21 protein-coding genes are annotated in these 23,515 nt (G+C 55.7%); 15 read left to right on the forward strand and 6 right to left on the reverse strand.

What is annotated here, in order from left to right; translation table 11 throughout:
- Nucleotides 1–2: 2 nt before the first annotated feature.
- The 5 genes from motB to ACGS9J_RS02830 form a co-directional block, all read right to left on the reverse strand.
- Nucleotides 3–968, reverse strand: coding sequence for a flagellar motor protein MotB (motB, locus tag ACGS9J_RS02810; protein WP_442229556.1), 966 nt, complete (start codon nucleotides 966–968; stop codon nucleotides 3–5).
- Nucleotides 965–1,855 carry a flagellar motor stator protein MotA gene (gene motA / locus ACGS9J_RS02815; protein WP_037418923.1) on the reverse strand — a complete coding sequence of 297 codons (891 nt, stop codon included), beginning with the start codon at nucleotides 1,853–1,855 and terminating at the stop codon, nucleotides 965–967. The genes motB and motA overlap by 4 nt, the downstream gene beginning before the upstream one ends.
- A gap of 158 nt (nucleotides 1,856–2,013) precedes the next feature.
- Nucleotides 2,014–2,598 carry a flagellar transcriptional regulator FlhC gene (gene flhC / locus ACGS9J_RS02820; RefSeq protein WP_442229557.1) on the reverse strand — a complete coding sequence of 195 codons (585 nt, stop codon included), beginning with the start codon at nucleotides 2,596–2,598 and terminating at the stop codon, nucleotides 2,014–2,016.
- Complete coding sequence (flhD, locus tag ACGS9J_RS02825; protein ID WP_442229558.1) at nucleotides 2,598–2,948, reverse strand: flagellar transcriptional regulator FlhD; 351 nt, start codon at nucleotides 2,946–2,948, stop codon at nucleotides 2,598–2,600. The genes flhC and flhD overlap by 1 nt, the downstream gene beginning before the upstream one ends.
- Before the next feature lie 1,073 nt (nucleotides 2,949–4,021).
- Complete coding sequence (locus tag ACGS9J_RS02830) at nucleotides 4,022–4,270, reverse strand: hypothetical protein (protein WP_442229559.1); 249 nt, start codon at nucleotides 4,268–4,270, stop codon at nucleotides 4,022–4,024.
- Between the two features lie 78 nt (nucleotides 4,271–4,348).
- Between ACGS9J_RS02830 and ydgT the strand changes: the two genes are divergently transcribed.
- From ydgT to ACGS9J_RS02845, 3 genes are all read left to right on the forward strand, one after another.
- On the forward strand, nucleotides 4,349–4,564 hold the full coding sequence (gene ydgT, locus ACGS9J_RS02835; protein WP_012145712.1) for a transcription modulator YdgT: 216 nt from the start codon (nucleotides 4,349–4,351) through the stop codon (nucleotides 4,562–4,564).
- Between the two features lie 152 nt (nucleotides 4,565–4,716).
- Nucleotides 4,717–5,136: a universal stress protein UspC gene (gene uspC, locus ACGS9J_RS02840; RefSeq protein ID WP_442229560.1), complete on the forward strand. Its 420-nt coding sequence runs from the start codon at nucleotides 4,717–4,719 to the stop codon at nucleotides 5,134–5,136.
- Between the two features lie 78 nt (nucleotides 5,137–5,214).
- Nucleotides 5,215–6,249, forward strand: coding sequence for an NADP-dependent oxidoreductase (locus tag ACGS9J_RS02845; protein WP_442229561.1), 1,035 nt, complete (start codon nucleotides 5,215–5,217; stop codon nucleotides 6,247–6,249).
- 40 nt (nucleotides 6,250–6,289) lie between these two features.
- On the opposite strand, the gene pcp is transcribed toward ACGS9J_RS02845, so the two are convergent.
- Nucleotides 6,290–6,937 carry a pyroglutamyl-peptidase I gene (pcp, locus tag ACGS9J_RS02850; RefSeq protein WP_442229562.1) on the reverse strand — a complete coding sequence of 216 codons (648 nt, stop codon included), beginning with the start codon at nucleotides 6,935–6,937 and terminating at the stop codon, nucleotides 6,290–6,292.
- A 98-nt stretch (nucleotides 6,938–7,035) separates the two neighbouring features.
- Between pcp and ACGS9J_RS02855 the strand changes: the two genes are divergently transcribed.
- The 12 genes from ACGS9J_RS02855 (at nucleotide 7,036) to tssM (ending at nucleotide 23,511) form a co-directional block, all read left to right on the forward strand.
- Nucleotides 7,036–7,968, forward strand: a complete 933-nt coding sequence (locus ACGS9J_RS02855) for a LysR family transcriptional regulator (RefSeq protein WP_442229563.1) — start codon at nucleotides 7,036–7,038, stop codon at nucleotides 7,966–7,968.
- Nucleotides 7,969–8,449: 481 nt separating this feature from the next.
- The gene (locus ACGS9J_RS02860; protein WP_442229564.1) at nucleotides 8,450–10,822 is read left to right on the forward strand and encodes a type VI secretion system Vgr family protein; all 2,373 of its coding nucleotides are present in this window, start codon (nucleotides 8,450–8,452) and stop codon (nucleotides 10,820–10,822) included.
- An 11-nt stretch (nucleotides 10,823–10,833) separates the two neighbouring features.
- Nucleotides 10,834–11,319, forward strand: coding sequence for a hypothetical protein (locus ACGS9J_RS02865; protein WP_442229565.1), 486 nt, complete (start codon nucleotides 10,834–10,836; stop codon nucleotides 11,317–11,319).
- A gap of 169 nt (nucleotides 11,320–11,488) precedes the next feature.
- Nucleotides 11,489–14,008: a DUF2169 domain-containing protein gene (locus tag ACGS9J_RS02870; RefSeq protein ID WP_442229566.1), complete on the forward strand. Its 2,520-nt coding sequence runs from the start codon at nucleotides 11,489–11,491 to the stop codon at nucleotides 14,006–14,008.
- Nucleotides 14,005–15,072 (forward strand): pentapeptide repeat-containing protein, encoded by a 1,068-nt coding sequence (locus ACGS9J_RS02875; RefSeq protein WP_442229567.1) that lies wholly within the window; start codon nucleotides 14,005–14,007, stop codon nucleotides 15,070–15,072. Before ACGS9J_RS02870 ends, ACGS9J_RS02875 begins: the two co-directional genes overlap by 4 nt.
- Before the next feature lie 22 nt (nucleotides 15,073–15,094).
- Complete coding sequence (locus ACGS9J_RS02880; protein ID WP_442229568.1) at nucleotides 15,095–15,730, forward strand: DUF3540 domain-containing protein; 636 nt, start codon at nucleotides 15,095–15,097, stop codon at nucleotides 15,728–15,730.
- Nucleotides 15,731–15,747: 17 nt separating this feature from the next.
- Complete coding sequence (locus tag ACGS9J_RS02885) at nucleotides 15,748–16,140, forward strand: DUF4150 domain-containing protein (protein WP_442229569.1); 393 nt, start codon at nucleotides 15,748–15,750, stop codon at nucleotides 16,138–16,140.
- A 65-nt stretch (nucleotides 16,141–16,205) separates the two neighbouring features.
- Nucleotides 16,206–16,706, forward strand: a complete 501-nt coding sequence (gene tagV, locus ACGS9J_RS02890) for a type VI secretion system accessory protein TagV (RefSeq protein ID WP_442229570.1) — start codon at nucleotides 16,206–16,208, stop codon at nucleotides 16,704–16,706.
- Between the two features lie 25 nt (nucleotides 16,707–16,731).
- Nucleotides 16,732–17,262, forward strand: a complete 531-nt coding sequence (gene tssJ / locus ACGS9J_RS02895; protein WP_442229571.1) for a type VI secretion system lipoprotein TssJ — start codon at nucleotides 16,732–16,734, stop codon at nucleotides 17,260–17,262.
- A gap of 40 nt (nucleotides 17,263–17,302) precedes the next feature.
- Nucleotides 17,303–18,649: a type VI secretion system baseplate subunit TssK gene (tssK, locus tag ACGS9J_RS02900; RefSeq protein WP_442229572.1), complete on the forward strand. Its 1,347-nt coding sequence runs from the start codon at nucleotides 17,303–17,305 to the stop codon at nucleotides 18,647–18,649.
- A 21-nt stretch (nucleotides 18,650–18,670) separates the two neighbouring features.
- Complete coding sequence (locus ACGS9J_RS02905) at nucleotides 18,671–19,873, forward strand: DotU family type VI secretion system protein (protein WP_442229573.1); 1,203 nt, start codon at nucleotides 18,671–18,673, stop codon at nucleotides 19,871–19,873.
- On the forward strand, nucleotides 19,873–23,511 hold the full coding sequence (tssM, locus tag ACGS9J_RS02910; protein ID WP_442229574.1) for a type VI secretion system membrane subunit TssM: 3,639 nt from the start codon (nucleotides 19,873–19,875) through the stop codon (nucleotides 23,509–23,511). The genes ACGS9J_RS02905 and tssM overlap by 1 nt, the downstream gene beginning before the upstream one ends.
- Nucleotides 23,512–23,515: the final 4 nt, after the last annotated feature.

Raw genomic sequence — 23,515 nt, forward strand, 5'->3', positions numbered from 1 at the left:
GGTCACCTCTGCTGTGAGTCGCTGTTAGTCGGTGCAGGAACAGCCGCCGGCTGCTCCGGTGCAATCAGGGTGGCCGGAGCCGTCGCCGACGGGGCCAGCGGTTTTAAATCGACCGGTCGGGCAACGTCCATCGCGTTGCTTTCGCCATTTTCATGTTCAATGCCCTGCTGGGTTTGTTTGTTCAGCACCAGTACGGTAATACGCCGGTTGATGGCGTCGTCGGCGCCGTGTTGTTTCAGGCTCATGGTGGCGGCCATGCCGACCACCCGCAGCACTTTCCCTTCCGACAATCCGCCGGCGATCAGCTCACGTCGTGAAGCATTGGCGCGATCGGCCGAAAGCTCCCAGTTGCTGTAACCACGCTCACCGCTGGCGTAAGGGATATCGTCGGTATGGCCGGACAGGCTGATTTTATTCGGCAGGTCATTGAGGATCGGCGCAATCGCCCGCAGGATGTCGCGCATATAACTTTCCACCTGCGCACTGCCGGTTTTGAACATCGGACGGTTTTGACTATCGATGATCTGAATGCGCAAACCTTCGTCCATCATGTTGATCAACAGGTGCGGGCGCAGCGCTTTCAGACGAGGGTCGGACTCAATCAGCTCGTCCAGTTTTTCCCGCAGTTTATTCAGCCGCAGTTCCTCGTCGCGCTTCTCCAGCGTATCAATCTGCTTTTTCACCAACCCGTCTTGCTGGGTCGGGTCATCGCCGCCACCGGGGATCGGGCTACTTTCCGAACTGCTCTTGTCACCGGTAGTCAGCGCCACTTTCAGCGGCGTGCGGAAGTATTCGGCGATTTGCGTCAGTTCTTGCGGGCTGGCGATGGCCAGCAGCCACATCACCAGGAAGAAAGCCATCATTGCCGTCATAAAATCGGCGTAGGCAATCTTCCAGGAGCCACCGTGATGGCTGGCATGATGCGACTTGCGTTTTCTGACCAAAACAACCGGGTGATTCTGTTTCATGCCTGTTCTTCTTCCGTCGCCTGCTGTGCCGGCGCCTTCACGCGACGTACATGTTCTTCCAGCTCAACGAAGGAGGGACGCTCGGTGGTGTACAGGGTTTTACGACCGAATTCGACCGCAATCTGCGGGGCATAACCGTTCAGGCTGGACAGCAAAGTGACCTTGATGCACTGCATCATTTTGACGTTTTCGGCGCTCTTCTGACGCAACAGGGTCGCCAGCGGCGAAATAAAGCCATAGGCCAGCAAAATGCCGAGGAAGGTGCCGACCATCGCGTTGGCGATCAATGCCCCCAGTTCAGCCGCCGGGCGATCGGCCGAGGCCAGCGCATGCACCACCCCCATCACCGCTGCAACGATACCGAAGGCCGGCAACGAGTCACCGACCATCGCCAGGCTGCCTGCCGGCACCTCGCTTTCCTGTTCAAAGGTTTCGATCTCTTCGTCCATCAAGGCTTCGATCTCAAACGCATTCATGTTGCCGCTCACCATCAGCCGTAAGTAATCGGTAATAAACTCCACCAGGGTGTTATCGGCAAGAATGCGCGGATAATTAGAGAAAATTTCACTTTCCTGCGGATTATCAATATCGAACTCGAGGGACAGCATGCCCTGCTGACGGGATTTGGCCAGTAGCCGGTACAGCAGCGCCATCAGATCCATGTAAAGATCCTTGCTGTATTTAGAACGACGCATCAGCTTGGGAATGGCGCGCAGGGTGGACTTTATCGCCTTACCGTTGTTGCCCACGATAAAGGCGCCGATACCCGCGCCGCCGATAATCAGAAACTCTGCCGGCTGATAAAGCGCGCCCAGATGGCCCCCCACAATCAGGTAGCCCCCAAAGACCGCACCCAATACCACGAGATAACCCAAAATAACTAACACACGCGTTCCTTAAATTAACAATATGGATGGAAGGTGGGGTAAGCGCGCTTTTGAGCCGTACAGGCGCAACAGGCTGAGCTGCGCCATGGGGGTCGGCATGCCGACCCCTATATTTAACCCATCTGTTTGAATCTGGATAAACCGGCGATGCCGCCGGCTCAAATTGCGCGTTTAACCTGCTCGTCCAGCAGTTGAGGAATAATATCGGCCAGTTGCGGCGAAAGTTTACGTCTTTTTACTGCGCGGGATGGGGGCTGGCATAAACTGCAAACAAAACTGTTCAACGGTTGGTGCGCGTGGGTGATAAAAGTCCCACCGCAGCAGTTGCAGGCAGAGAGCTGCAACATGCCGCTGTCGACGAAACGTACCAATGTCCAGGCACGGGTCAGCGCCAATAACGGCGCCTCCCCCGGCGGGTGCGGACATTGTTCCAGATACAGACGATAGGCTTTAATCACGGCTTCAACGCCCGTGCAGTGTCCACTCTTCATCAGGAAACTGTAGGCGTTATAAAACATCGATGAGTGGATGTTCTGTTCCCAGGTCATAAACCAGTCCGTCGAGAACGGCAACATCCCTTTCGGCGGTGGACTGCCGCGTAATTCCTTATAGAGCTTGATCAAACGCCCGCGGCTGAGCTGCGTTTCACTTTCCAGCATCTGCAAACGGGCGCCCAACGTAATCAGCTCCATTGCCAGCTGAATATCCCTGGCTTCTTGAACAATACTTTTCTCGGCCATCATCAAGCTCTTTTCTTCGTCGCTCTGCCGTCTTTAGACGACAGTTCTTGCAGTAAATGGCTTGATAGCAAAATACCGGTATGGATTTGCTGCAGATCGTCCACGCGTGACTCTTTCGTCAGGCGTTCTATGGTCTGGTGATCGTTAAAACGAAAGTGACAGACCAATTGGTTGGTCTCAGCCAGTTTGACCATTTGCGGTAAAGTGAGCTGAGCAAGTGCATCAGCCATAGTTTCGTCGATACCCAGACGGAACATTGCCGATGCTTTTTCATCATTAATCAGACGCTGTGCTAAAAGTAAATATGACAAATTGATGTCATAAATATGCTTAAGTAATTCAGACGTACCCATATTCCCCATCCCGACAGACTATGTTTAAAAACATACGCTGGGTGATAATTTTTATCGCCCGTGACCTGGGTTTATTCCCTAAGTTGGCAAATGAAGCCCTGAATAACGACCGTTATAAATTTTTCAACATCACTAAATTCGGTCCATCATTCAGTATTTGAGACGTGCGTAAACCAACGTGTATGGATGTACAGCATTTTGCTTCAGCAGTGTTTAATCACCGTGAAACTATTTTTACAAAATTAATAAGATTATTCCTAATGCAGCGCAACTCTACCCCCGAACCGTTAGCACACACAATGTAAGTGAGAGGCAATTTTAAATACAATGTGATCTAGATCACAAAAATAAAAGATAATTAAGCCAAATATCAAGGTAGACGTACGATTTGTGACCTTATTTTCGCTCACAAAACAGCCATAAGTAAAAAAACGTCTTAAAAACAATGTATATAAGCCAAAAAAATATGATTTTTAGATCAATTCGAACAAAAGCATCACCAAACTAAAATAACAGAACAAAAATCTGTTCGTAGCCGATAAAGACAGTATAAATAACCATTTAATAAGCAATAAACTATCCGCATTGAAAAATAACGCAGGTAAACTATAAGGTTATTGGCTTTCGGATTTGACTTAAGCTTGACGGAATTCCCTGTTTTATTTTTCAACGAATGTTCCCTTTCGGTTAACAACGGCTCGCTTAGGTTGTGAACAAGAAAACAGAAGTAACCATATGTTTCATGACAAATGAAATGAAAGCGGCAAGCTTCGGATAAATTTTATGGGTGAATTTCCTCAAAACGATTTATCGGCAGTATTAATGAAAACTTTAATAATTTCTCTGATCGACTAAAAATTAGATCTCCGCTGATGTTTATTGGCTAATAATGGTCATCGCCATTCGCCGTGATGCAAATAAATTAGAACGCAGTTTCGTTTCATTCTATACGGGGATTTCATCTGTCCCTTACCGATTGCCCGTTGCAGTCAGGCAACCCGTTTGATCATTCAGTGCGTATTGGCCGCAAAAATCGCCTGACAGCACAAATGCATTACCGGGAGGAAAAATATTCAGCCGTTGATATAACCCAGTCTGCTTATCCCTGCAGAGCCGTACTCGGGAGCATGACTGCCGGGCTTTTCCCTGTCGTTTTTGCCTTCCACCCTGAGGCTTTCCCTATTTTGCGTGTGGAACAGCAGGATGCCATTGCCGACAGCGCATCGGCATATTATTATTCTTAACGCCGCGCCACCTGCGCGCAGCCAATTATTACCGTATTGCAATTTATTTATTTGAAATTGATTTTTCAGGTCGCGCATCACACCTTTGCTGTTGTCAGGATGAAAGGGTGATGTTTCTTCGTCCGGCTACAACACTTAACAGGCTATATTTTAATCATGACCGATACCCTTGATTACCTGATGACATTCCGTAAATGCACCAGCTTGGACAGCGTGGAAAAAGTGTACGACAAGCTTAACTACTCCATCGATAATGACATTGAAATCAGCAACATGTACCGTGCCGCCGACCATCGTCGCGCCGAGCTGGTTGCGGGAAAACTGTTCGATTTGGGCAAGGTACCAAAAACGTTGTGGGCACAGGTGCTATAATTTGCATTAATTACACGCGCACGCCCTTTTATCTTTTATTGCTAAATAACGGCAATCTCCACGGATTTATTGGTGCGCGTGATACAAAACACATTTATTAGTTTCACCAGGCTCTACCCTTTTACCCTAGCAACAGGAAACGGGAGTGGAAGATGGGATATCAAAACGTTTTGGTTACCGTCGCCGTGGCGGCAGACAGCCACCGCCTGGTTGAAAAAGCCGTCTCCATCGTGCGCCCTTACAACGGCAAAATCACCCTGCTGAGCACCATCGCCAATCCGGAAATGTACAATAACTTCGCCGGGCCGATGCTGGGCGATTTGCGCGCGCTGATGGAAGAAGAAACGCTGCTGTTTTTAGAAGAGCTGCGTCTGCGGGCGGATTACCCGATTGCCGATACGCTGATCGTCCACGGTGAGCTGGCCGATAGCCTGAACTACGCCAGCCAAAAGCAGCCGTTTGACCTGGTGGTGTGTGGTAATCACAGTGATGGCATGATGAACAAAATCTCCTGTTCTGCCGCCCGTTTTATCAATACCAGCCGCATCGACGTACTGATTATCCCTCTTTGACACTGAGCACATTAGGCCATTCACCCTTGCCGACGATTGACTAGACTTAGCCTCTCTGTCCGCATTAAGGAATGCCCGATGTCTCAGTCTACACAACAAAATCGCCGTTTCCTGTTGGCCTCACGCCCACACGGCGAACCGGTCGCAGACAATTTCCGTCTGGAAACGCAGCCGACGCCACAGCCCGCCGCCGGCCAGGTGCTGTTGCGCACCGTCTATCTGTCGCTCGATCCTTACATGCGAGGCCGCATGAGCGACGCCCCCTCTTATGCCCCGCCGGTGCAGATCGGCGAGACCATGGTCGGCGGTACGGTATCGCGCGTCGTCACATCACATCATCCCGATTTCAAACCCGGTGACTGGGTATTAGGCTACGACGGCTGGCAGGATTATGCGCTGTCTGACGGGAGCGGCTTACGCAACCTCGGCCCTCACCAGGCGCACCCTTCCCGCCTGCTTGGCGTCTTGGGCATGCCGGGCTTTACCGCTTATATGGGCCTGCTGGAGATCGGTCAGCCGAAGCCCGGCGAAACTCTGGTGGTCGCCGCCGCCAGCGGCGCCGTCGGTTCGGTGGTCGGCCAAGTGGCCAAACTGAAAGGGTGCCGTGTAGTCGGCGTGGCCGGCGGCAAAGAGAAATGTCGCTATGTGGTGGAGGAGCTGGGCTTCGATGCCTGCGTCGATCACCGGGCGCCCGACTTTGCCGAGCAACTGGCCGCCGCCTGCCCGCAGGGCATCGATATTTATTATGAAAACGTCGGCGGTGCCGTGTTCGATGCGGTGATCCCGCTGCTGAATACCCAGGCGCGCATTCCTGTCTGTGGGATTATCGCCCACTATAATGCCACCAACCTGCCTGCCGGGCCGGATCGCCTGCCGCTGTTGCAGGGCCTGATCTTGCGCAAGCGCATTCGCATGCAAGGTTTTATCATTTTCGATGACTTTGCGGCAGGCTTTGACGACTTCCTGCAGCAGATGAGCGAATGGGTCGATCAGGGGAAAATCAAATTCCGTGAAGATGTGGTCGACGGACTGGAAAATGCACCTCAGGCATTTATCGGCCTGTTGCAAGGCAAGAACTTCGGCAAATTGGTGATCCGCGTCGCCGACGAGTGATCCTCTCTGGGCGCAGTGACAGGCTGCGCCCTGACATTCCTCAATGCAGCGCACCGCCGCTGAGCGATACATCCTCAGCCACCGTCAATGTGGTATGCACAATGCTGCGTACCGCTTCGATCATCGTGGTTAGCGCCATACTGGGTTTACCCGGGTGATTGACCGCCAGTTCATGACTGTAGGGAATGTGGATAAATCCACCTTTGATCGCCAAATTTTGGCTGGCGATGTGATGACTCAGCCCGTAAAAAAGCTGATTGCAATTGTAGGTGCCTGCCGTCTGCGATACCGCGGCCGGGATCCCTGCCTGATGCATATGATGCACGATCGCCTTCACCGGCAGCGTCGAAAAATAGCCCACCGGGCCGCCCTCCACCACCGGAATGTCTATCGGTTGCTGGCCGGCGTTGTCCGGAATACGGGCATCGATCAGGTTGATGGCCACCCGCTCAACGGAAATTTCGCCGCGCCCACCGGCCAATCCCAAACAGATAACCGCCCTGGGCTTCACCTCTTCGATGGCGGCGATCAACTGCTGGTTGGATAACCCCAACACGCAGGCCAATTGACGCACCACCACCTCCGCACCGGCGATCCGCTCGCCCGCCAATGCCTGCGCCACCTGCCACGAGGGGTTAATGTTATCCCCGTCAAACGGCTCAATGCCGGTCACCAATACCCTTTCCATTATCGCACCTCAGGTTGTCGTTGAATCCGCGTGCTCTCAGCCTAAACAACACGCTATGATTCTGGAAATGGATTATCTGTATAAAGAGTATTCATGAAATGAATTTATCCAGCATCGATCTCAATCTTCTGGTGGTGTTTGAGGCGTTATACCAAACGCGTAACGTCACCGCCGCCGGCCGACGCCTGAACCGCGCCCAGCCGTCGGTCAGCAATGCCCTGGCCCGCTTGCGTCTCTTGTTTGGCGATCCCTTGTTCGTTCGCAGCGGCGGTGGCATGTTGCCCACCGCGCGCGCTCATCAACTGATGCTGCAAATTCACCCCGTGCTGGAGCAAATCCACCGGACGCTGACGCCCGCGACCGGCTTCGATCCCGCTACCGCCCGCCAACGCCGCTTCAGATTAGCCGCCGGCGACTATGCCGACATCACGCTGTTACCCGCCATTATCAGCCGGCTGCGGCAGGAAGCCCCCGGCATCGATATCCGGGTTTCGCGGTTGGACCGGCGCAATGTGGTGCAACAGCTTGAGAGTGGAGAGATCGATGTGGCCCTGGGCGGGCACATTGAGGCGGCGGAAGGCATGCTGGTGCAGCCGTTGTTTAACGAAAGTTTTACCTGTATCGCCAGCCGACAGCATCCGCAGTTAGCGGACCAAAGCTGGGACTTAAAACAATACGTTAGCCTGCCCCACGCACTTTATGCCCCGTCGGACGACGGTTCCGCACGCGGGATCATCGATCGTCGGCTGGCTGAATTAGGGCTGGAACGGCGGGTCGCCGCGACATTTTCGCACATCATCGCGCTGCCTGCGGTGGTGGCCGACAGTGATCTGATCGCCACCCTGGCACACAGCGTCGCCAGCCGATTCGCCGACCCGGCAAAGGTTCGCCTGCTGCCGCTGCCGACGGAGCTGGCCGTCAGTGAGTTTTCCATCGATCTGGTCGCCGGCCGCCAGGCCCGTCGCGATCCGGCCCTGGCCTGGCTATGCGACACGCTAAGCCACCTCAATCTCACACCTCCCCCTCGTTAAGATATCCCTTCAGCCGCTCTGCCGGGCGGCCTCCGCCCCGGGAATGAGATTCCTCCTAAAATACATTTCACATATTTATATATTAGCTCATCTTTACCCTGCAAATGGTAAGCACGGAAAACGACTTGTCACTTTTTGCTTTGTTAAAAAAGGGCTTTTATTTAAGTAAGTTGCCTTAAGTGTTACACATTTGTTTCATGGTATGACCAATACACCAAAAAAGGTCAAACCAAAAAGTCATCAACACTTAACCCAATGTTTTAAATGACATTAATAAAAAAATCCCGTAAATCCCAAAATTAATTATTGATCAGGAAGGTTATTTTGCAAAAATTCGTGGCTATTGTAGACTGCGGAAATTCTGCCTTTGTGTAAACTTTGTTAAATTTTTCGTCAGTCCATGTCTCAAGTTGTGACAGATACGCCTTCGGGATCGCGCGTCAATTCTCGTGCGGTAGCTATGTCTAAAGCGGGGAATAGTATGGATCGTCTTATCATTGCACATACGCCTCTGGCCACCGATCAACTGCTGTTCAAGCGTTTTTCCGGTGAAGAGAAACTCGCTGGGCTCTTTGAGTTTGAGGTTGAGTTATTGAGCCCGGGCAACCGACTGGATCTCAAATCTTTGCTGGGCCAGAAAATCACGCTTGAGCTGCGAGCCAATCCCATGGTGCCGCGCTATCTGAACGGCAATATCACACGCATGACGCTGGCGGGCCGAGAGGCGAGCGGCGATCGCTACTATGTCTACCGCGCTACCCTGCGCCCCACGCTGTGGTACCTGACGCAAAACCGCGATTTCCGCATCTATCAGGAAAAAACGGTGCCCGATATTCTTACCCAGGTGCTGGGGCAATATCAGGTGAAAATAGACAATCGCCTGAGCTACGACTACCGCATCTGGGGCTACTGCGTGCAGTATCAGGAAAGCGATTTCGATTTCATCAGCCGGTTGATGGAGCATGAAGGGATTTATTACTACTTCACTCATCAGCAAGACGGACACACCCTGGTGTTGGCGGATGCCCCCTCGGCGCATCAGGAATTGCCCGGCTACGCCAGTATTCCCTACCAGCTCGCCGAGAGCGGGCTGGTGGAAAACAAGGACAGCATCAACAGTTGGACCGTCTCGGACAGCATCACCCCCAGCCTGTATAGCCTGGATGACTACGACTTTCGCAAACCACGCGCACGCCTGCTGGAAGCGCGGCAAAACCCCGCCTCCTTCGCGCAGGACAAGGCTGAAGTGTTCGACTGGCCGGGGCGTTATACCGACCACTCACAGGGACAGTTTTACGTGAAAGTCCGCCAGCAGGAGTTTGAAGCGCAGCACGAGCAGATGAGTGGCGAAGGCAATTCACAGGGTATTGCGCCCGGTTACCGTTTCCAACTGACTCAGGCACCGCGCGCCGAAGATAACCGAGCTTACCTGGTGGTCAGCGCACGCTATTTCATGCAGGAAAACAGCTACGCCAGCAACGATGATGACACAGGAGAACAGCGCACCGAGTTTCAGGTGGTGCCTGCCAGCATCAACTGGCGCCCGACCCGTAACACGCCATGGCCGAAAACCCACGGCCCGCAAACGGCCGAAGTGGTGGGCCCGGAAGGCGAAAGTATCTGGACCGATAAATACGGCCGGGTAAAACTCAAGTTCCGCTGGGATCGCCACGGCAGCGGCAATGAAACCAGCTCATGCTGGGTCCGCGTTTCCAGCGCCTGGGCCGGTTGGAAGTACGGCGGTATCCAGATCCCAAGGGTGGGTGAAGAGGTGGTGGTCGACTTTATCAACGGTGATCCCGATCGCCCTATCATCACCGGTCGCGTCTACAACGAAGACAGTATGCCGCCTTGGGATCTGCCCGGCGACGCCACCAAAATGGGCTTCATGAGCCGCAGCAAAGGCGGCGGTGTCGATAATGCCAGTTTCCTGATGCTGGAAGACGCCCCCGGCAACGAGTCGTTCGACATGCATGCCGAACGTAATATGAACATGACGGTGGAAAACGACAAAAACGTCAAAATTGATGGCAGTCGCTTTACGCAAATCGGCCAGTTGCAAGATCATCAGGTGGTTGGCAACGCGACCTTCCTCTTCGGCTCCCTGCGTAATACTACCGTCACCGGGCCGGAAACCGCCTTTTACAACAGCGGCCAAACGGTGAACATCAAAGCCGGCCGCAACTTCACCATTCACGATGGGGGCGACAAGGTTAATATTTCCGGCAATCAGGAGATTTTGCTGAAAGGAAATCGCAACCATACCATCGAAGAAAAACAAACCACCCTCGTCAAAAAAGGGATGGAGACCACCGTCGAGCAGCATGGACAATCCACCAGGATAGACGCTGGGGGCAAGAAACTGTTGGTCACGAAAGGGGATCACGTCACCGAGATTAAAGCCGGTGACGAAAAGCTGGATGTGACGGGAAGCCTGATATCCAAGGTCTCCGCTGACGAAACCCGTTCGCAAGAAAACCTGACCATCACCACCAAAACCAACTACGTGCAAACCGCCAATAACATCAAGATTGCGACGGTGCAGGGGGATGGTCCAAGCGGCTCCGATATCTACATTCACGGCAAGAAGGTGACGGTCAAAAGCGATGATGAACACATCGTCATCCGTTCTTCTTACAAAGCCTGGACGCAACATTTTGATGTTGGCATCAAAACCGGCGCGGCATTCGCCTACACCGGCGGTTTAAGCGTCGACATCAAAACCGCCGCCGTCATCAAGCTTGAGCCGCAGTTTATCCTGTTGAAAAAAGGCCCGGAAATTACCTTCGGCGATATCAAGGGTGTTTATTACAGCATCAGAATCGCCCATGCACTGTTCACCATGATGTCATAAGGAAATGAACGATGGGTTCGTTTATTGAGTTTGCAACCCAGGATAGCCTGTGGGGCAAGATCGTTTTTACTCTGTTCGGCGTGCTGCTTGCGGGCGCACTGATTGCCGCTATCTGCAAAAATCTCTTGCCTGAGCAGCGCATGCTGCCATGGGTCTGGCGCCTGTTGGCCTTCGGCGTGCTGCTTCTGGCGCTGCTGAAATATAACCAATGGCTCATTTCAGCCATAGGTCTGCCGGCCGAACTGGTGGGTTTTCTGATCCTGCCAGGGGTGATTATTTATTTCCTCAGCGCCGGTGCATTCACCGGGGCTGTGACCTTCCCGATGCAATTGATGAGCTTTGTTGCTCTGACCCTGCTGTTAGTGCTGCTTTCCGGTGCCATCAGTTTTTTTGGCCCGTACCACGTGCAGCAGTTCGGGGCGTTTGTCGCTAAAGCGTGCGTAGCCGCGATCTCGGTCGCCGTGGTGATGCTGGCGCGCAAAGCCTTGTCGCCCTAGTCCCCCAACACCGACGTGATTGCTGAGGAAAAGTAACCGCTTGGGTTCCCTGCTCCCGGATGTATTGATTGTGAAGTCACCTGATATTTATTAAACCGAAAAACGGGATTGTTTTTGAGTGTTGCGGCGAGCTTGCACGCAGATATCTACAGGAAACCTTACACACACAATGAAAGTCGTAAAACCATTGCGCTTAAGCGTACTTCATCGTCCTTTCCGCTGGCAGGGACAAAATCATCTGGGTGTCTCCGTTTTGGCGCTGGCCGACATGGGGGCGTCCCCACGCCTGCGTCCCGAGCCGGAACTGTGGCAACTCGCCGGCGAGGAGCTGCAACTCAACGGCGGCGTCCTCGATCTCGCGATCCCCAAAGCCTGTGCAGAATTCCTCGCCACCGGCAACGCCTACACCCATCATCAAAATGATAAAACCGCCTGCGCGGTGAAGATCCAACTCGACACGTTGGAGAAAACGTTAGTGGTGTTCGGCGACCGTCATTGGCTAAATCATCATCCCTCCGCTCCTCTCCCCTTCGAAGAAATGCGTCTCGACTGGCGCCGTGCATTTGGTGGCCCTCATTACGGCGAAAATCCGCACGGCATCGGCGCCACTCCAGAAACCTTTCCCCATGGCAAAGTTCATCCGCTACCGAATATCGAACCGCTGAATGGCCGCATGACGTCACCGCGTCAGAATCCACTCCCCGCCGGCTTCGACGCACTGGATTTCACCTGGCCGCGCCGCTTTGCCCGCATCGGTAAAAAGTATGACGATGCCTGGTTGAACAACGAATTTCCCGGCTTTGCCAGCGATATCGACTGGCGGCTATTTAACATGGCGGAAAGCGATCAACAGTTTACCCAGCACGATACCTTGCCTGCCGGTGCCGAATACGCCATCTGGAATATGCATCCGCAACAGCCGGTACAGCGTGGACAATTACCATCATGGCGTACGCGTTGCTTTATCAATCGTCAACGCGGTGACAAAGAGCTGTTTGAAGAGATCGCCATGCGCCATACCACGGTGTGGTTTTTTCCGCATCGCGAACAGATGTTGCTGATTTATCAGGGCAGCGCGCGCATCAATGAAGACGACGCCGCCGACGTCCTGCAGTTGATGCCCGCGCTGGAAACCCTTGGCGCGCCCCGCTCGCCCAATCACTATCGCAAAGTGCTGCGCCAGCGCATTGAGAAGGAAAAAGGGGCGTTGTTCGCCTTCAGGGAAAAAGATTTGCTGCCGGAAACGGCCATTGGCCCGTGGGTAGATACGCAGGTACCGGAGCACGAAAGCCCGATACTGCGCAATGCCACCCAGTATCAACAGCATGTCCGTCAGACATTCCGCGAGCAAATGCATGAAGGCCAGGATATTGCCGACGTGCTGCCAATATCAACGCGTCCCGCGCTGGATCAGTTGCCTGAATATGTTGAGCAACTCGAACAGCAAGCCGAACAGCTCCAACAAGATTTGCTGGCAACCCTGGGCGACGCGGCATTGGCCGCAAGGGAACAGGAGCCGTTGACCCGCGGGCACGAAAATTATCAGCAGATGCGCGATTTTCTCTACCAGCAGCCCCCAGAGGCAGATCCGCAACGGCTGGCTGAAAACGAGCAGGCGTTGTACCAAACCTATTTGCTGACCGCCCATGAACAAGGGGCCGCACTGCGTTTAACCGGCGATCTGGCTCAGATTATCCGCAACCGCGTGGCGGCGACCATGGCCGGGGACAAGAACTTCAATGGCATCGATCTGACCGGTGCCGATTTGTCCGGCATGGACTTGCGCCACGCCGATTTTAGCCAATGCCTGCTGGAAAGCGCCGACCTGAGTCGTTGCCGGCTCGATCATGCCAATTTTCATCAGGCGATGCTGGCGCGAGCAGACCTCAGCGCCGCCAGCCTGCAATACGCCACGCTGGATAAGGCCTCACTGGCGCTGGCGCAGTGCAAAGGCAGCGACTTTTCGCATGCCAGTCTGTTGGAAACGAACCTGCAGGAAACCTTATTCAGCCAGTGCAACTTTACCTCGGCACGTCTGGAGCAGCTGATTTTGCACCGCACTTTCCTCAGCGGCTGCCGTTTTACCCAGGCCACATTGAGCAATATCACGCTCATGGGTCTGACGCTGAGCGATCTGAGTTTCCATCAGGCCCAGCTCAGTAAACTGACCTTTATGCGTTGCCGCTGCGAGCATTTCGATCTGCAGCACGCCCGCCTGAATGACTGTTCATGGGTAGAAAGCCAGGTGGATCATATTCGCTTTATCGGTGCTCGCCTGCTGAATTGCGCCTTTGTCCATCAAACCGAACTGGCGCACGCCGATTTCAGCGATGCACAGCTCAAACAATGCAACCTGCGGCAATTACCACTGGTGCAGGCCTGTTTCCGTCGGGCGCGGCTGGACAACACCGATCTGTCGGAAGCGATACTTACCGCGGGCGATCTCGAACAAATGAACGGCAATCACAGCCTGTTCATCCGCTGCGACTTCTCCGGTGCCAACTTGAAAAACGCTTCGTTGATCGGCGCACTGATGCAGAAATGCCAAATGAGCGGCGCCGATTTACGGGGTGCCAATCTGTTCCGCGCGGACTTGTCGCAGTCGCGCATCGACAATTCTACGCTCATCGACGGCGCTTATACGCAACGCACCAAAACCTTGCCGCGCGCCTCAAGGGAGCTGGTATGACACTCACTGAATTACAGCTAAAAGAGCGGCTTCAGCGAGGCGAACTGATACAACAATGCGATATTAGCGGGTTGAATTTAAGCGGTTGGGATCTGTCAGGCGCGATATTTTCGCAGGTCGATCTGCACGGCCTGGAGTTTAGTGGCTGCGATTTACAGGAAACCCACTTCAACGAATGTGACCTCAGCGGTTGCCGCTTTAGCGGTCTGTCGCTGTCTCAAGCGCTATTCAATCAATGCAAAATGCCCCATGTCAGCTTCGCGCAAGCTCAGTTAGATCAGGTGATATTCAACCATTGTCTGCTGACTGAGGCAGATTTTTCTGCCAGTCGGTCGGATAAAAGCCAATGGATGGCCTGCTCACTCAAACAGTCGGTGTTTTCCGGCACGCTGCAAGACCGCAACACCTTTTATGAAACGCCGCTCGACGGAGCAGATTTCAGCAACAGTCAGTTAGCACTTGTCACTTTTTTCCGCCTTGATCTGCGTGATGTCTGCCTTGAGGCCAGCCAATTTGACCGCGTCACTTTTTTTGAATGCGACCAGCGAGGTAAAAGTTACGCAGGCCAGCAGTTGATGGCCTGTCAATTTACCGACAACCAGTTAGACGACGCGAACTTCAGCCAGGCGACGCTAAAGCAGTGCAATTTTAAGGGGGCGTCACTGCTGCGCGCCAATTTCAGCGCGGTACAGGCACAGCAAACGCTGTGGCTGGAGGCCAACCTGACGCAGGCGCAGTGCCACCACGGGCAGTTCGATCAGGCCGTTTTCAGCGATGCCACTCTGGATGCTGCCAACTTCAGCCATGCGCGCCTGTTTCAGTGCATTTTTCACGCCTGCCGCGCCGCCCGCAGTGATTTTAGTGACAGCGACCTGACCTATGCCGACTTTTCCTATGCCGATATTGGCGCTGCAGATTTCCGTCGCGCCCGTTTTATGCGCACCCGTATGCACCGCGCCCACCAGCAGCAAACTCGCTGGAGCGATCGTAACGGCATTCTGGAAAAAGATGAGGAGCTGTACGCCGCAGAAACCTGGGGCGCACAGCACAACAGCCGAGTTTAATCCGACCAACAAAGGGGTTCCCATGACTATGGCCACCGCCGCTCGCGCAGTTAACATTGCCCCACCGCAACAGGCTTCAGGCCTGATTGCCAACCTGTTGCCGGACGGCAGTCTGGTGGTGGAGAGTCAGGGCCGAGGCTGGCACTGCCGCCGTGCGGCCAGTTGTCTGCTGACACCGGCCCTTGGCGATAACGTCTTGATTGCCGCCGGCGAACATCAACTGTGGGTGATTGCCGTGCTGGAACGCGCCGAACCGCACAGCGTCTCACGGCTGAGCGTCGACGGCGATCTGCAGATTGAAACCCCGCAGGGGACATTGTCGCTGCACAGCGCGCAAGGTCTGAACCTGGCCGGCGATGAACTGTCCCTTCAGGCCCGCAGCGGGGATTGCCATATCGATAAGCTGACCTACAGCGGTGAAGAACTGTCGGCCTTCGTCAGCATCAGCCGGATGGTCGGCAAACGCTGCGAGTCACTGTGGCATTCGGTCAATCAGATTAGCCATACCCTGTTTCGCAAGGTGCGCCAAACCGAACATGTCCGCGCCGGCCAACTGGATTATCAGGCTGAGGATTATGTCCGGCTGCATGCCCGCAACACCCTCATCACCTCGAAAGACATCACCAAACTGGATTCAGAACAAATTCACGTCGGATAACCCTGCGGAGGCCGTTTATGTTTGCCAACAGTCAAATGATCGGAATGGACCTGGCATTTCCCGATGTGTGCATGACGCCAAGTCCGGCACCGGTGCCGGTACCTTATCCGGATATAGCCCTGGCACCGACCGCCATTCCCAATGCCTTCAACATTATGTTCGTCGGTACGCCGGCACATAACATGGCGACGGTCACGCCGCTGACCAATGGCGATAATCCCGGCGTCGCGACCGGGGTAGCTTCCGGCACGGTAATGGGCCCATCACGCCATCTGACCGGCGCTTTTACCGTGCTGCTGAAAGGCACGCCGGCCACGCGCCTGACCAGCCTCAGCCTGCAAAACTCCACGAATGCGCCAGGCATGCGTATCGTGCCCAGCCAGTTAAAGATATTGCTGCTTGCGCCCTGAAACCGGCGCTTTTATTTATTGCACAGCCCCGAATTTATGCCCGTAAACAGATCAAAGAGGACATTGTGAAAACACGGATTACCCTAACGCTGCTGACCGCCCTCACGCTCGCCGGTTGCTCTGCCCCGCCACCGCCACCGCCGGCACTCGATAACAACGCCTTAATCAGCAGCGAAGTGAACGGCGTAAAACTGCAGCACCGTGCTGCCATCACGGCCCCTAAACAGTTCAAACCCATAGGCAAAGAGTACCGCAGCCTGTACGCCGCCAGCATCATGAGCAGCCCCGGGTACGACGGCACCCCCGTCGGCAGCCTGGACAACGCCTCCACTTTCTATGCGCTGGGCGAAGTTGAAAACCATTGGCTGGCGATCTCCGCCATCGACGGCGGTGACCTGGTGGGCTACATCCAGACCAACGCCGGCGTGCCGAAAACGCGTTACAAATCGACGCTGCGTAAAGACTTGCCACACCGCGCCCGCGCGGCCAAACAGGACTGCGTGAAAGTCGGCGGTGACGGCAAGGCCTGTAAAGACGCCAACTCCGCCACCTGGATCCTCCAATAGTTTTCCCTGGGTAACGAGACTCACCATGATAACAACACCCACTGTCTCCCGCTGGTCCGGGGCCGTGTTCCTGATGTTAGGTGCACTGGCGCTCAGCGGTTGCATGTCCTCTGCCAAGAGCGTGCCCTCGCGTTATAGCCTGAGCTTCGATGCCGATCCTCAGGTCAACGCCGCCCCAGGCCAACGACCGGCGCCAATAAAAATTCGCGTGCTGCTGCTGCGCTCCGATGCGGAATTTATGGATGCCGATTTCTTTAGCCTGCAGGGCGATGCGAAAAGCGTGCTCGGCACCAGCCTGCTGGACAGCGATCAGTTTTTCCTGACGCCGGGTCAGAAGGGCAAAAAACTCAGTGGACAAAGCACGCTGGAAGCCCGCTACCTCGGCATCATCGCCGAGTATCAGAACCTCGACGGCAAAGCCTGGCGCATTGCACTCCCGCTGCCGGAGCCGACAGAAACCAATTTCTACAAGGTATGGCAATTCTCGCCGGACGAGCTGGACGCACACGTCATCGCGGGCATTAACGGCCTGCGCACTCTGAAAGATCCCGACTGACCCACCGCTGTGCAGAAGCGAAGTAACTATAGGTGTGATGATGAAAGATGCTCATAAGGTAGTCTGGACTGAAGGGATGTTTTTACGCCCTCATCATTTCCAGCAGGCGGAAAACTATCTCGAAAGCTACATGCGCAATTGGGGTCAGGCTCACCACGGCTGTTTCTGGGGTTTCCTCACTCTGGATCTGGATCAAACCCTGCTGCGTCAGGGCAAAATTGCGCTCAACGCCGCCAGCGGCATCATGCCGGACGGTACGCCGTTTCGTTTCTCCGGTGCCCAACAGGCGCCCGCCCCGCTGACCATCGCCGAAAACCAGACCGGCGAAAACGTGGTGCTGGCGCTGCCGACCTACCGCGCAGGCCGCGAGGACGTGATTTTCCAGGAAGCTCCGGACGCGCTGGCGCGTTATCTGGCTTTTGAAAATGAAGTCGATGACCTGAATGCCGTCTCGGTCGGCAGCGCAGCGTTGCAGTTTGGTCAGTTGCGCCTGCGCCTGATGCTGGAAAGCGATCTCAATGCCGAGTGGACGGCGCTCGGCGTCGCCCGGGTACTGGAAAAGCGCGGTGACGCCAGTTTGCGTCTCGATCAGGTGCAAATTCCGCCGATGCTGAACTGCCAGGGCAGTCCGGTCTTGAAAACCTTTATCAACGATCTGCAGGGTCTGCTGCAGCAGCGTAGCCAACAGATGAGCCAGCGCCTGCTGCAGCCGGGGCGCGGTGGCAGTTCCGAAATGGTCGATTTCATGCTGTTGCAACTGATTAACCGCCATCTTGGCCAGGTGAGCCACGCCTACCATCTTGATCACCTGCATCCGGAGCGCCTGTTCGCCGACTGGCTACAGTTCGCCACCGAGCTCGCCAGCTTCTCGGCGCAGCGCACGCCGGAAGCCCGCCTGCCGGTGTATGACCATGACAACCTGGCGCTGTGCTTCGGCAAGCTGATGTTGCTGCTGCGCCAGGGGCTGTCGGTGGTGCTGGAAGACAACGCCATCCAACTGACGTTGGTCGAACGTTCGCATGGTCTGAACATCGCCACCGTGCAGGACACCAAAATGATGCGCGACTTCGGTTTCGTGCTGGCGGTGCGTGCCGACGTCGCCGCCGAAGTGTTGCTGACCCACTTCCCGGCGCAAATGAAGATCGCCCCGGTCACCCGTATCCGCGATCTGGTGCAGTTGCAATTGCCGGGTATCGGGCTGCGCACCATGCCTGCGGCACCGCGGCAGATCCCCTATCACGCGGGTTACACCTATTTCGAATTGGAAAAAGGCAGCGACCTGTGGAAGCAGATGGAAAAATCCAGCGCCTTCGCCCTGCACCTGGCCGGCGAGTTCCCAGGGCTGGATATGGAATTTTGGGCGATTCGCAGCCATACGGACCGGTAACTTATGACTCAGGAAAATAGCATGACACCGGCAGACAACCCGTTGGTTGAAGCTGCCAATCCGTTGCTGAACGCCATTTCGCAGATCCGTCAATCCGCCACCCACGCCAATCCGGCGCAACTGCGCCAGCAACTGATAGATAAAGTGCGTCACTTTGAACTCCACGGACAGCGCGCCAACCTGCCGTATGAGGTGATTATCGGTGCACGTTACTGCCTGTGCACCGCGCTGGACGAAGCCGCTGCGCTAACGCCCTGGGGCAGCAGCAGTGTGTGGTCCGGCAGCGGATTATTGGTGACTTTTCACAACGAAACCTGGGGGGGAGAGAAATTCTTCCAACTGCTGGCCAAGTTGTCGCAAAGTCCGCGCGAGCACATCCTGTTGCTGGAGTTGATTAATTTTTGCCTGCTGCTGGGGTTTGAAGGCCGCTACCGGGTGATGGAAAACGGCCGTTCGCAGTTGGAAACCATGAAGCAGCGCCTGCTGCAACTGATCCGCTCGGTACGTGGCGGTTATGCCCCGCCGCTGTCACCCAACGCGCTGGATCTGCCGGTGCAGCAAAAGCTGTGGCGACCGCTGGTGCCGCTCTGGGCCTGTGTGGCGCTCACCGGTTTTCTGGCGTCATTGCTGTTTATCGCCCTCAACTGGCGTCTGGGCGACAGCACCAGCCCGGTGTTGGCCGCCATTTATCAAACCAACCTGCCGCAGGTCGCCATCGGCAATCCAGCCCCGGCGGCGCCACCGACGCTAAGCCTGAAAAGCTTCCTGCGCAAGGAAATTGCCGAAGGGTTGGTCGTTGTGCGGGACGAAGCGCAGCAAAGCGTGGTGATCCTCAAAGGCGATGGCCTGTTCGACTCTGCCGCCACCACGGTGCGTGGGAATTATATCCCAGTGATTGACCGCGTTGCCTCTGCGATGAACGGCGTCAGCGGCAAGATCCTGGTCACCGGCTACAGCGATAATCTGCCGATCCGCAGCGCCCGTTTCGCCTCCAACTGGGAGCTTTCGCTGGCACGCGCCGAGGCGGTCAGCGCCCAGTTGCAAAAACACCTCGACAACCCGCAGCGGGTGAAAGCGGAAGGCCGTGGTGAAAGCAACCCGGTCGCACCGAACAATAGCAAAGTGAACCGCGCGCTGAATCGCCGGGTTGAAATTACGTTGTTGGTTGCGCCGGAAAATACCCAGGCGGAAATCAACGGCCTGCCGCAAGGAAACGGAAAGTAATGCTCAGTACGTTATTCTCCATCATTACCAGTCGCCTGTTATGGGGCTTTGTCGGTATCACCGCGCTGGCGTTCATCATCTGGATGATCGGCCCGCTGGTGGCTATCGGCGATTATCGTCCCTTGGAGCCGGTACTCAACCGCCAGATCGCCATCGGCGTTCTTTATCTGATTTGGTTCCTGTGTCGCATTATTCCGCGCCTCTACAGTGCCTGGTTCAACCGTCGGTTACTCAGCAACCTGCGCGCCGCCGAGGAAGTGCCGGCGGAAAACGGCAAACCCGTCGCCAGGCAGGATGAACAACTGGCCCAGCGCTTCGATGAAGCGGCGCAATTGCTGAAAAAAGCCCGCTTCGCGCCAGGCCAGGGCGACAGCAAACACCGCTGGATGACCTACTTCAGCAGCCAATATCTCTACCAGTTGCCATGGTATGTGATCATCGGCGCACCGGGTGCCGGTAAAACCACCGCCCTGGTCAACTCCGGCCTGCACTTCCCGTTGGCCGACCGCTTCGGCAAATCCGCCCTGCGCGGTGTGGGCGGTACCCGCAATTGCGACTGGTGGTTTACCAATGATGCCGTGCTGCTCGATACCGCCGGCCGCTATACCACCCAGGAAAGTCAGCGTGAAGAAGACGCCGACGAATGGAAAAGCTTTGTCGGCCTGCTGAAAAAATACCGTACCCGTCAGCCGATCAACGGCGTGATGGTGACCGTCAGCATTGCCGATCTGCTGAGCGACAGCGCCGACGCCCGCGCCGCACAGGCCAGTGCCTTGCGTAAGCGCCTGATTGAGCTGCATGAACAGTTGGGGATTCATTTCCCGGTGTACGTGCTGGTGACCAAAACCGACCTGCTTAATGGTTTTATGGCCTATTTCAACGGCTTTGATAAACCGCAGCGTGACCAGATCTGGGGATTCACCTTTCCCTATGAGGCGTCGCGGCAGCCGGACTTCAATCTGAATGCGACCTTCGAACAGCAGTATGCGTTGCTCCAGCAAAGACTGGATGCCGCACTGCCTGAGACCCTTCTGGGGGAACATGACGCTCGCCATCGTGCAGAAAGTTACCTGTTCCCGCAGGAGTTTGCCGCCCTGCGTCCGTTGCTGGGTCAATATCTGGAACAGGTATTCGCCACCTCCAGTTTTGAAACCCGCTTTACGCCGCGGGGCATTTACTTCACCAGCGGAACCCAGGAAGGTCTGCCCTTCGACCGGGTCATGGGTGAACTGAACCGTTACCTGCAATTACCGACGGCGAGTGGCCCAGCGCATGCCAATCCGGCCTGGGACAATGTGAACCCGGGCGCCCCTATCCCGGCGGCCAAAGGCCAAAGCTTCTTCCTGAAAGACACGCTGGAATCGGTGATTTTCCAGGAGTCCGGGCTGGCCGGCAGCAACCGCTGGTGGGAATACCGCAACCGCGCCCTGCATTGGGCGGGATATATCGTTCTGGCGGTGATCCTGGCAATCCTGGCGATTTTCTGGTTCACCAGTTACGGCAACAACCGGGCCTATTTGTCTGAAGTCGCCGCCAAGGTCCCCGGTATTGAGCGCCAGGGGAATGGCCTGACGCAGTTGGGTAACGGCGATATGCTTTCGCTGCTGCCGTTCCTCAACAGCGTGCTGCATTTGCCGGACAGTCAGAGCTTCTCACTGGAAGATCCGCCGTTCACCTACCGTATGGGTCTGTATCGCGGCGATCAGGTCAGCGATGCCAGCAACTCGCTGTACCAGAAAGCCCTCAAGGAACTGCTGTTGCCCCAGGTGGCGCAACAGATCGCCACTACGCTGCGCAACGACAACCACGGTGATGCCGACTTCAGTTACGAAGCGCTGAAAGCCTACCAAATGCTGTACCTGCCGAAGCAGTACGACGGTAAGTTCCTGCGCGCCTGGGTGATGCTCAACCTGCAACGCAACCTGCCGCAGGGCAGCACGCAAAAGCAGTTGCAGCAGATTGAGTGGCACCTGAGCCAACTGCTCGACGTGCAGATCCAGGCGTCACCTTATGCCAAAGATGACGCTATGGTGGAACAGGCGCAGGCCGCGCTGAACCGGACGCCGTTGTCACAACGGGTTTACGGCCGCCTGAAGCGCCTGTTGCTGAAACAGACCGAGATCAAACCGGTTAGCCTGATTGACCTGGCCGGCCCGCAAACCGAACTGGCCTTTTCGCGCAAAAGCGGCAAGCCGGTGACCGACGGCGTACCGGGGCTGTTTACCTCGCAAGGCTACTGGAAAGCGTTCAATGACAATATCGACCCGGTGACCGATACCCTGCGTCAGGAAGATGTCTGGGTGTTGAACAGCAAAACGCCGGAGCAGAAAAATGCCGATCTGATGAAGACCATTCGCCAGCTGTATATGCAGGACTTTATCAGCGCCTGGGATGAGCTGCTGGGTGATATTCAGCTAGCAAATATCGGAAACCTGAGCCAGCGCATCAGCAGTGCGCGCCTGCTGTCCGGTAGCCCTTCGCCGATGCGCAACCTGCTGGTTAACGTCAGCAAAAATGTCACCCTGCGCGACGAGAAAAGCGATGCCGATTCCCGCTCGCTGCTGGATAAAACCGAAGACCGGCTGAGCCAGAACGCCAACCGTACGCTGGAAGCGCTGTTCACCCAACGGCCGGCCAACGCCGACGGCGATCTCTCCGCCCAGCCGGAACAGCTGGTCATGGCGCACTTCGCCGCGTTGCTGGAGCTGGCGCAAAGTCAGGGGGAAGGCAACAAGGCCATTCCGTTCGACAGCGTGCTAAAGCAGGTTGATGAACTGTACAGCTACCTGACTGCGGTCCAGGGCGCGGCCAACAGCGGCATGTCGGCGCCACCGAGCGATATCATCCCGCGGTTGCAGGCCGAGTCCGGTCGTCTGCCGGTGCCATTCAAACAGATGCTGCTGTCGCTGGCGATTGGTGCCAGCAGCGACACCCAGCGCAAGGAAATGGAGAACGTCAAGAAACGCATCAGCGTTGAAGTCGGCAGCTTCTGTCACCAGGCGATCGCCGGACGTTACCCTCTGGTCGCCCGGGCACGCAAGGAAGTCACTCCGGACGATTTGGCCCGCATGTTTGCCCCCAACAGTGGGTTGATGGACAGCTTCTTCCGTGAAAATTTACAAGGCAAGGTCGACACCACCCGCGCCAACTGGCGATTCACCCCCGGTGTGGACGGCAAGACGCTGCCGGGGGGCGAAGGCATCCTGCGTTCATTCCAGCAGGCGCAGCGCATTCGCGATGCCTTCTTCGCCAACGGCACCGCGACCCCCTCTTATCGCGTGACCGTCAGACCGGTGCGGATGGATAACGACATTCTCAACCTGACGCTGGATATCGACGGGCAACTGTTCAAATACAGCCACGGCCCGCAGGTGCCGCTGGTGGTCAGTTGGCCGGGGACCCGCAATACCAATCAGGTCCACCTGCAGCTGGCGCTGGCTAACGGCTCCAGCGCCAGCCTGGTGACCAGCGGCCCGTGGGCGCTCAACCGTTTGGTGGATATGGCACAGTCCTCCGCCGGCAGTAGCAGCCTCGGCCGTCAGGCAACCTTTAACCTGGATGGCCACCGCGTAACGCTGGAGTTTACTCCGAACAGTATCCGCAATCCGTTCCAGTTGCCGGCATTCTCCTGCCCGTAGCCCC

The sequence above is a fragment of the Serratia quinivorans genome, from assembly GCF_052113645.1.
Classification (GTDB): domain Bacteria; phylum Pseudomonadota; class Gammaproteobacteria; order Enterobacterales; family Enterobacteriaceae; genus Serratia; species Serratia quinivorans_B.

Bases quoted from the DNA above. Each gene is read 5' to 3' on its own strand.
- ACGS9J_RS02880 (WP_442229568.1), top strand. From the start codon at position 15,095: ATGACTATGGCCACCGCCGCTCGCGCAGTTAACATTGCCCCACCGCAA.
- flhD (WP_442229558.1), bottom strand. From the start codon at position 2,948: ATGGGTACGTCTGAATTACTTAAGCATATTTATGACATCAATTTGTCA.
- ACGS9J_RS02885 (WP_442229569.1), top strand. From the start codon at position 15,748: ATGTTTGCCAACAGTCAAATGATCGGAATGGACCTGGCATTTCCCGAT.
- uspC (WP_442229560.1), top strand. From the start codon at position 4,717: ATGGGATATCAAAACGTTTTGGTTACCGTCGCCGTGGCGGCAGACAGC.
- tssJ (WP_442229571.1), top strand. From the start codon at position 16,732: ATGATAACAACACCCACTGTCTCCCGCTGGTCCGGGGCCGTGTTCCTG.
- ACGS9J_RS02870 (WP_442229566.1), top strand. From the start codon at position 11,489: ATGAAAGTCGTAAAACCATTGCGCTTAAGCGTACTTCATCGTCCTTTC.
- ACGS9J_RS02865 (WP_442229565.1), top strand. From the start codon at position 10,834: ATGGGTTCGTTTATTGAGTTTGCAACCCAGGATAGCCTGTGGGGCAAG.
- pcp (WP_442229562.1), bottom strand. From the start codon at position 6,937: ATGGAAAGGGTATTGGTGACCGGCATTGAGCCGTTTGACGGGGATAAC.
- ACGS9J_RS02875 (WP_442229567.1), top strand. From the start codon at position 14,005: ATGACACTCACTGAATTACAGCTAAAAGAGCGGCTTCAGCGAGGCGAA.
- ACGS9J_RS02860 (WP_442229564.1), top strand. From the start codon at position 8,450: ATGGATCGTCTTATCATTGCACATACGCCTCTGGCCACCGATCAACTG.
- ydgT (WP_012145712.1), top strand. From the start codon at position 4,349: ATGACCGATACCCTTGATTACCTGATGACATTCCGTAAATGCACCAGC.
- ACGS9J_RS02905 (WP_442229573.1), top strand. From the start codon at position 18,671: ATGACACCGGCAGACAACCCGTTGGTTGAAGCTGCCAATCCGTTGCTG.
- motB (WP_442229556.1), bottom strand. From the start codon at position 968: ATGAAACAGAATCACCCGGTTGTTTTGGTCAGAAAACGCAAGTCGCAT.
- tssK (WP_442229572.1), top strand. From the start codon at position 17,303: ATGAAAGATGCTCATAAGGTAGTCTGGACTGAAGGGATGTTTTTACGC.
- ACGS9J_RS02855 (WP_442229563.1), top strand. From the start codon at position 7,036: ATGAATTTATCCAGCATCGATCTCAATCTTCTGGTGGTGTTTGAGGCG.
- ACGS9J_RS02830 (WP_442229559.1), bottom strand. From the start codon at position 4,270: ATGCGCGACCTGAAAAATCAATTTCAAATAAATAAATTGCAATACGGT.
- flhC (WP_442229557.1), bottom strand. From the start codon at position 2,598: ATGATGGCCGAGAAAAGTATTGTTCAAGAAGCCAGGGATATTCAGCTG.
- tssM (WP_442229574.1), top strand. From the start codon at position 19,873: ATGCTCAGTACGTTATTCTCCATCATTACCAGTCGCCTGTTATGGGGC.
- ACGS9J_RS02845 (WP_442229561.1), top strand. From the start codon at position 5,215: ATGTCTCAGTCTACACAACAAAATCGCCGTTTCCTGTTGGCCTCACGC.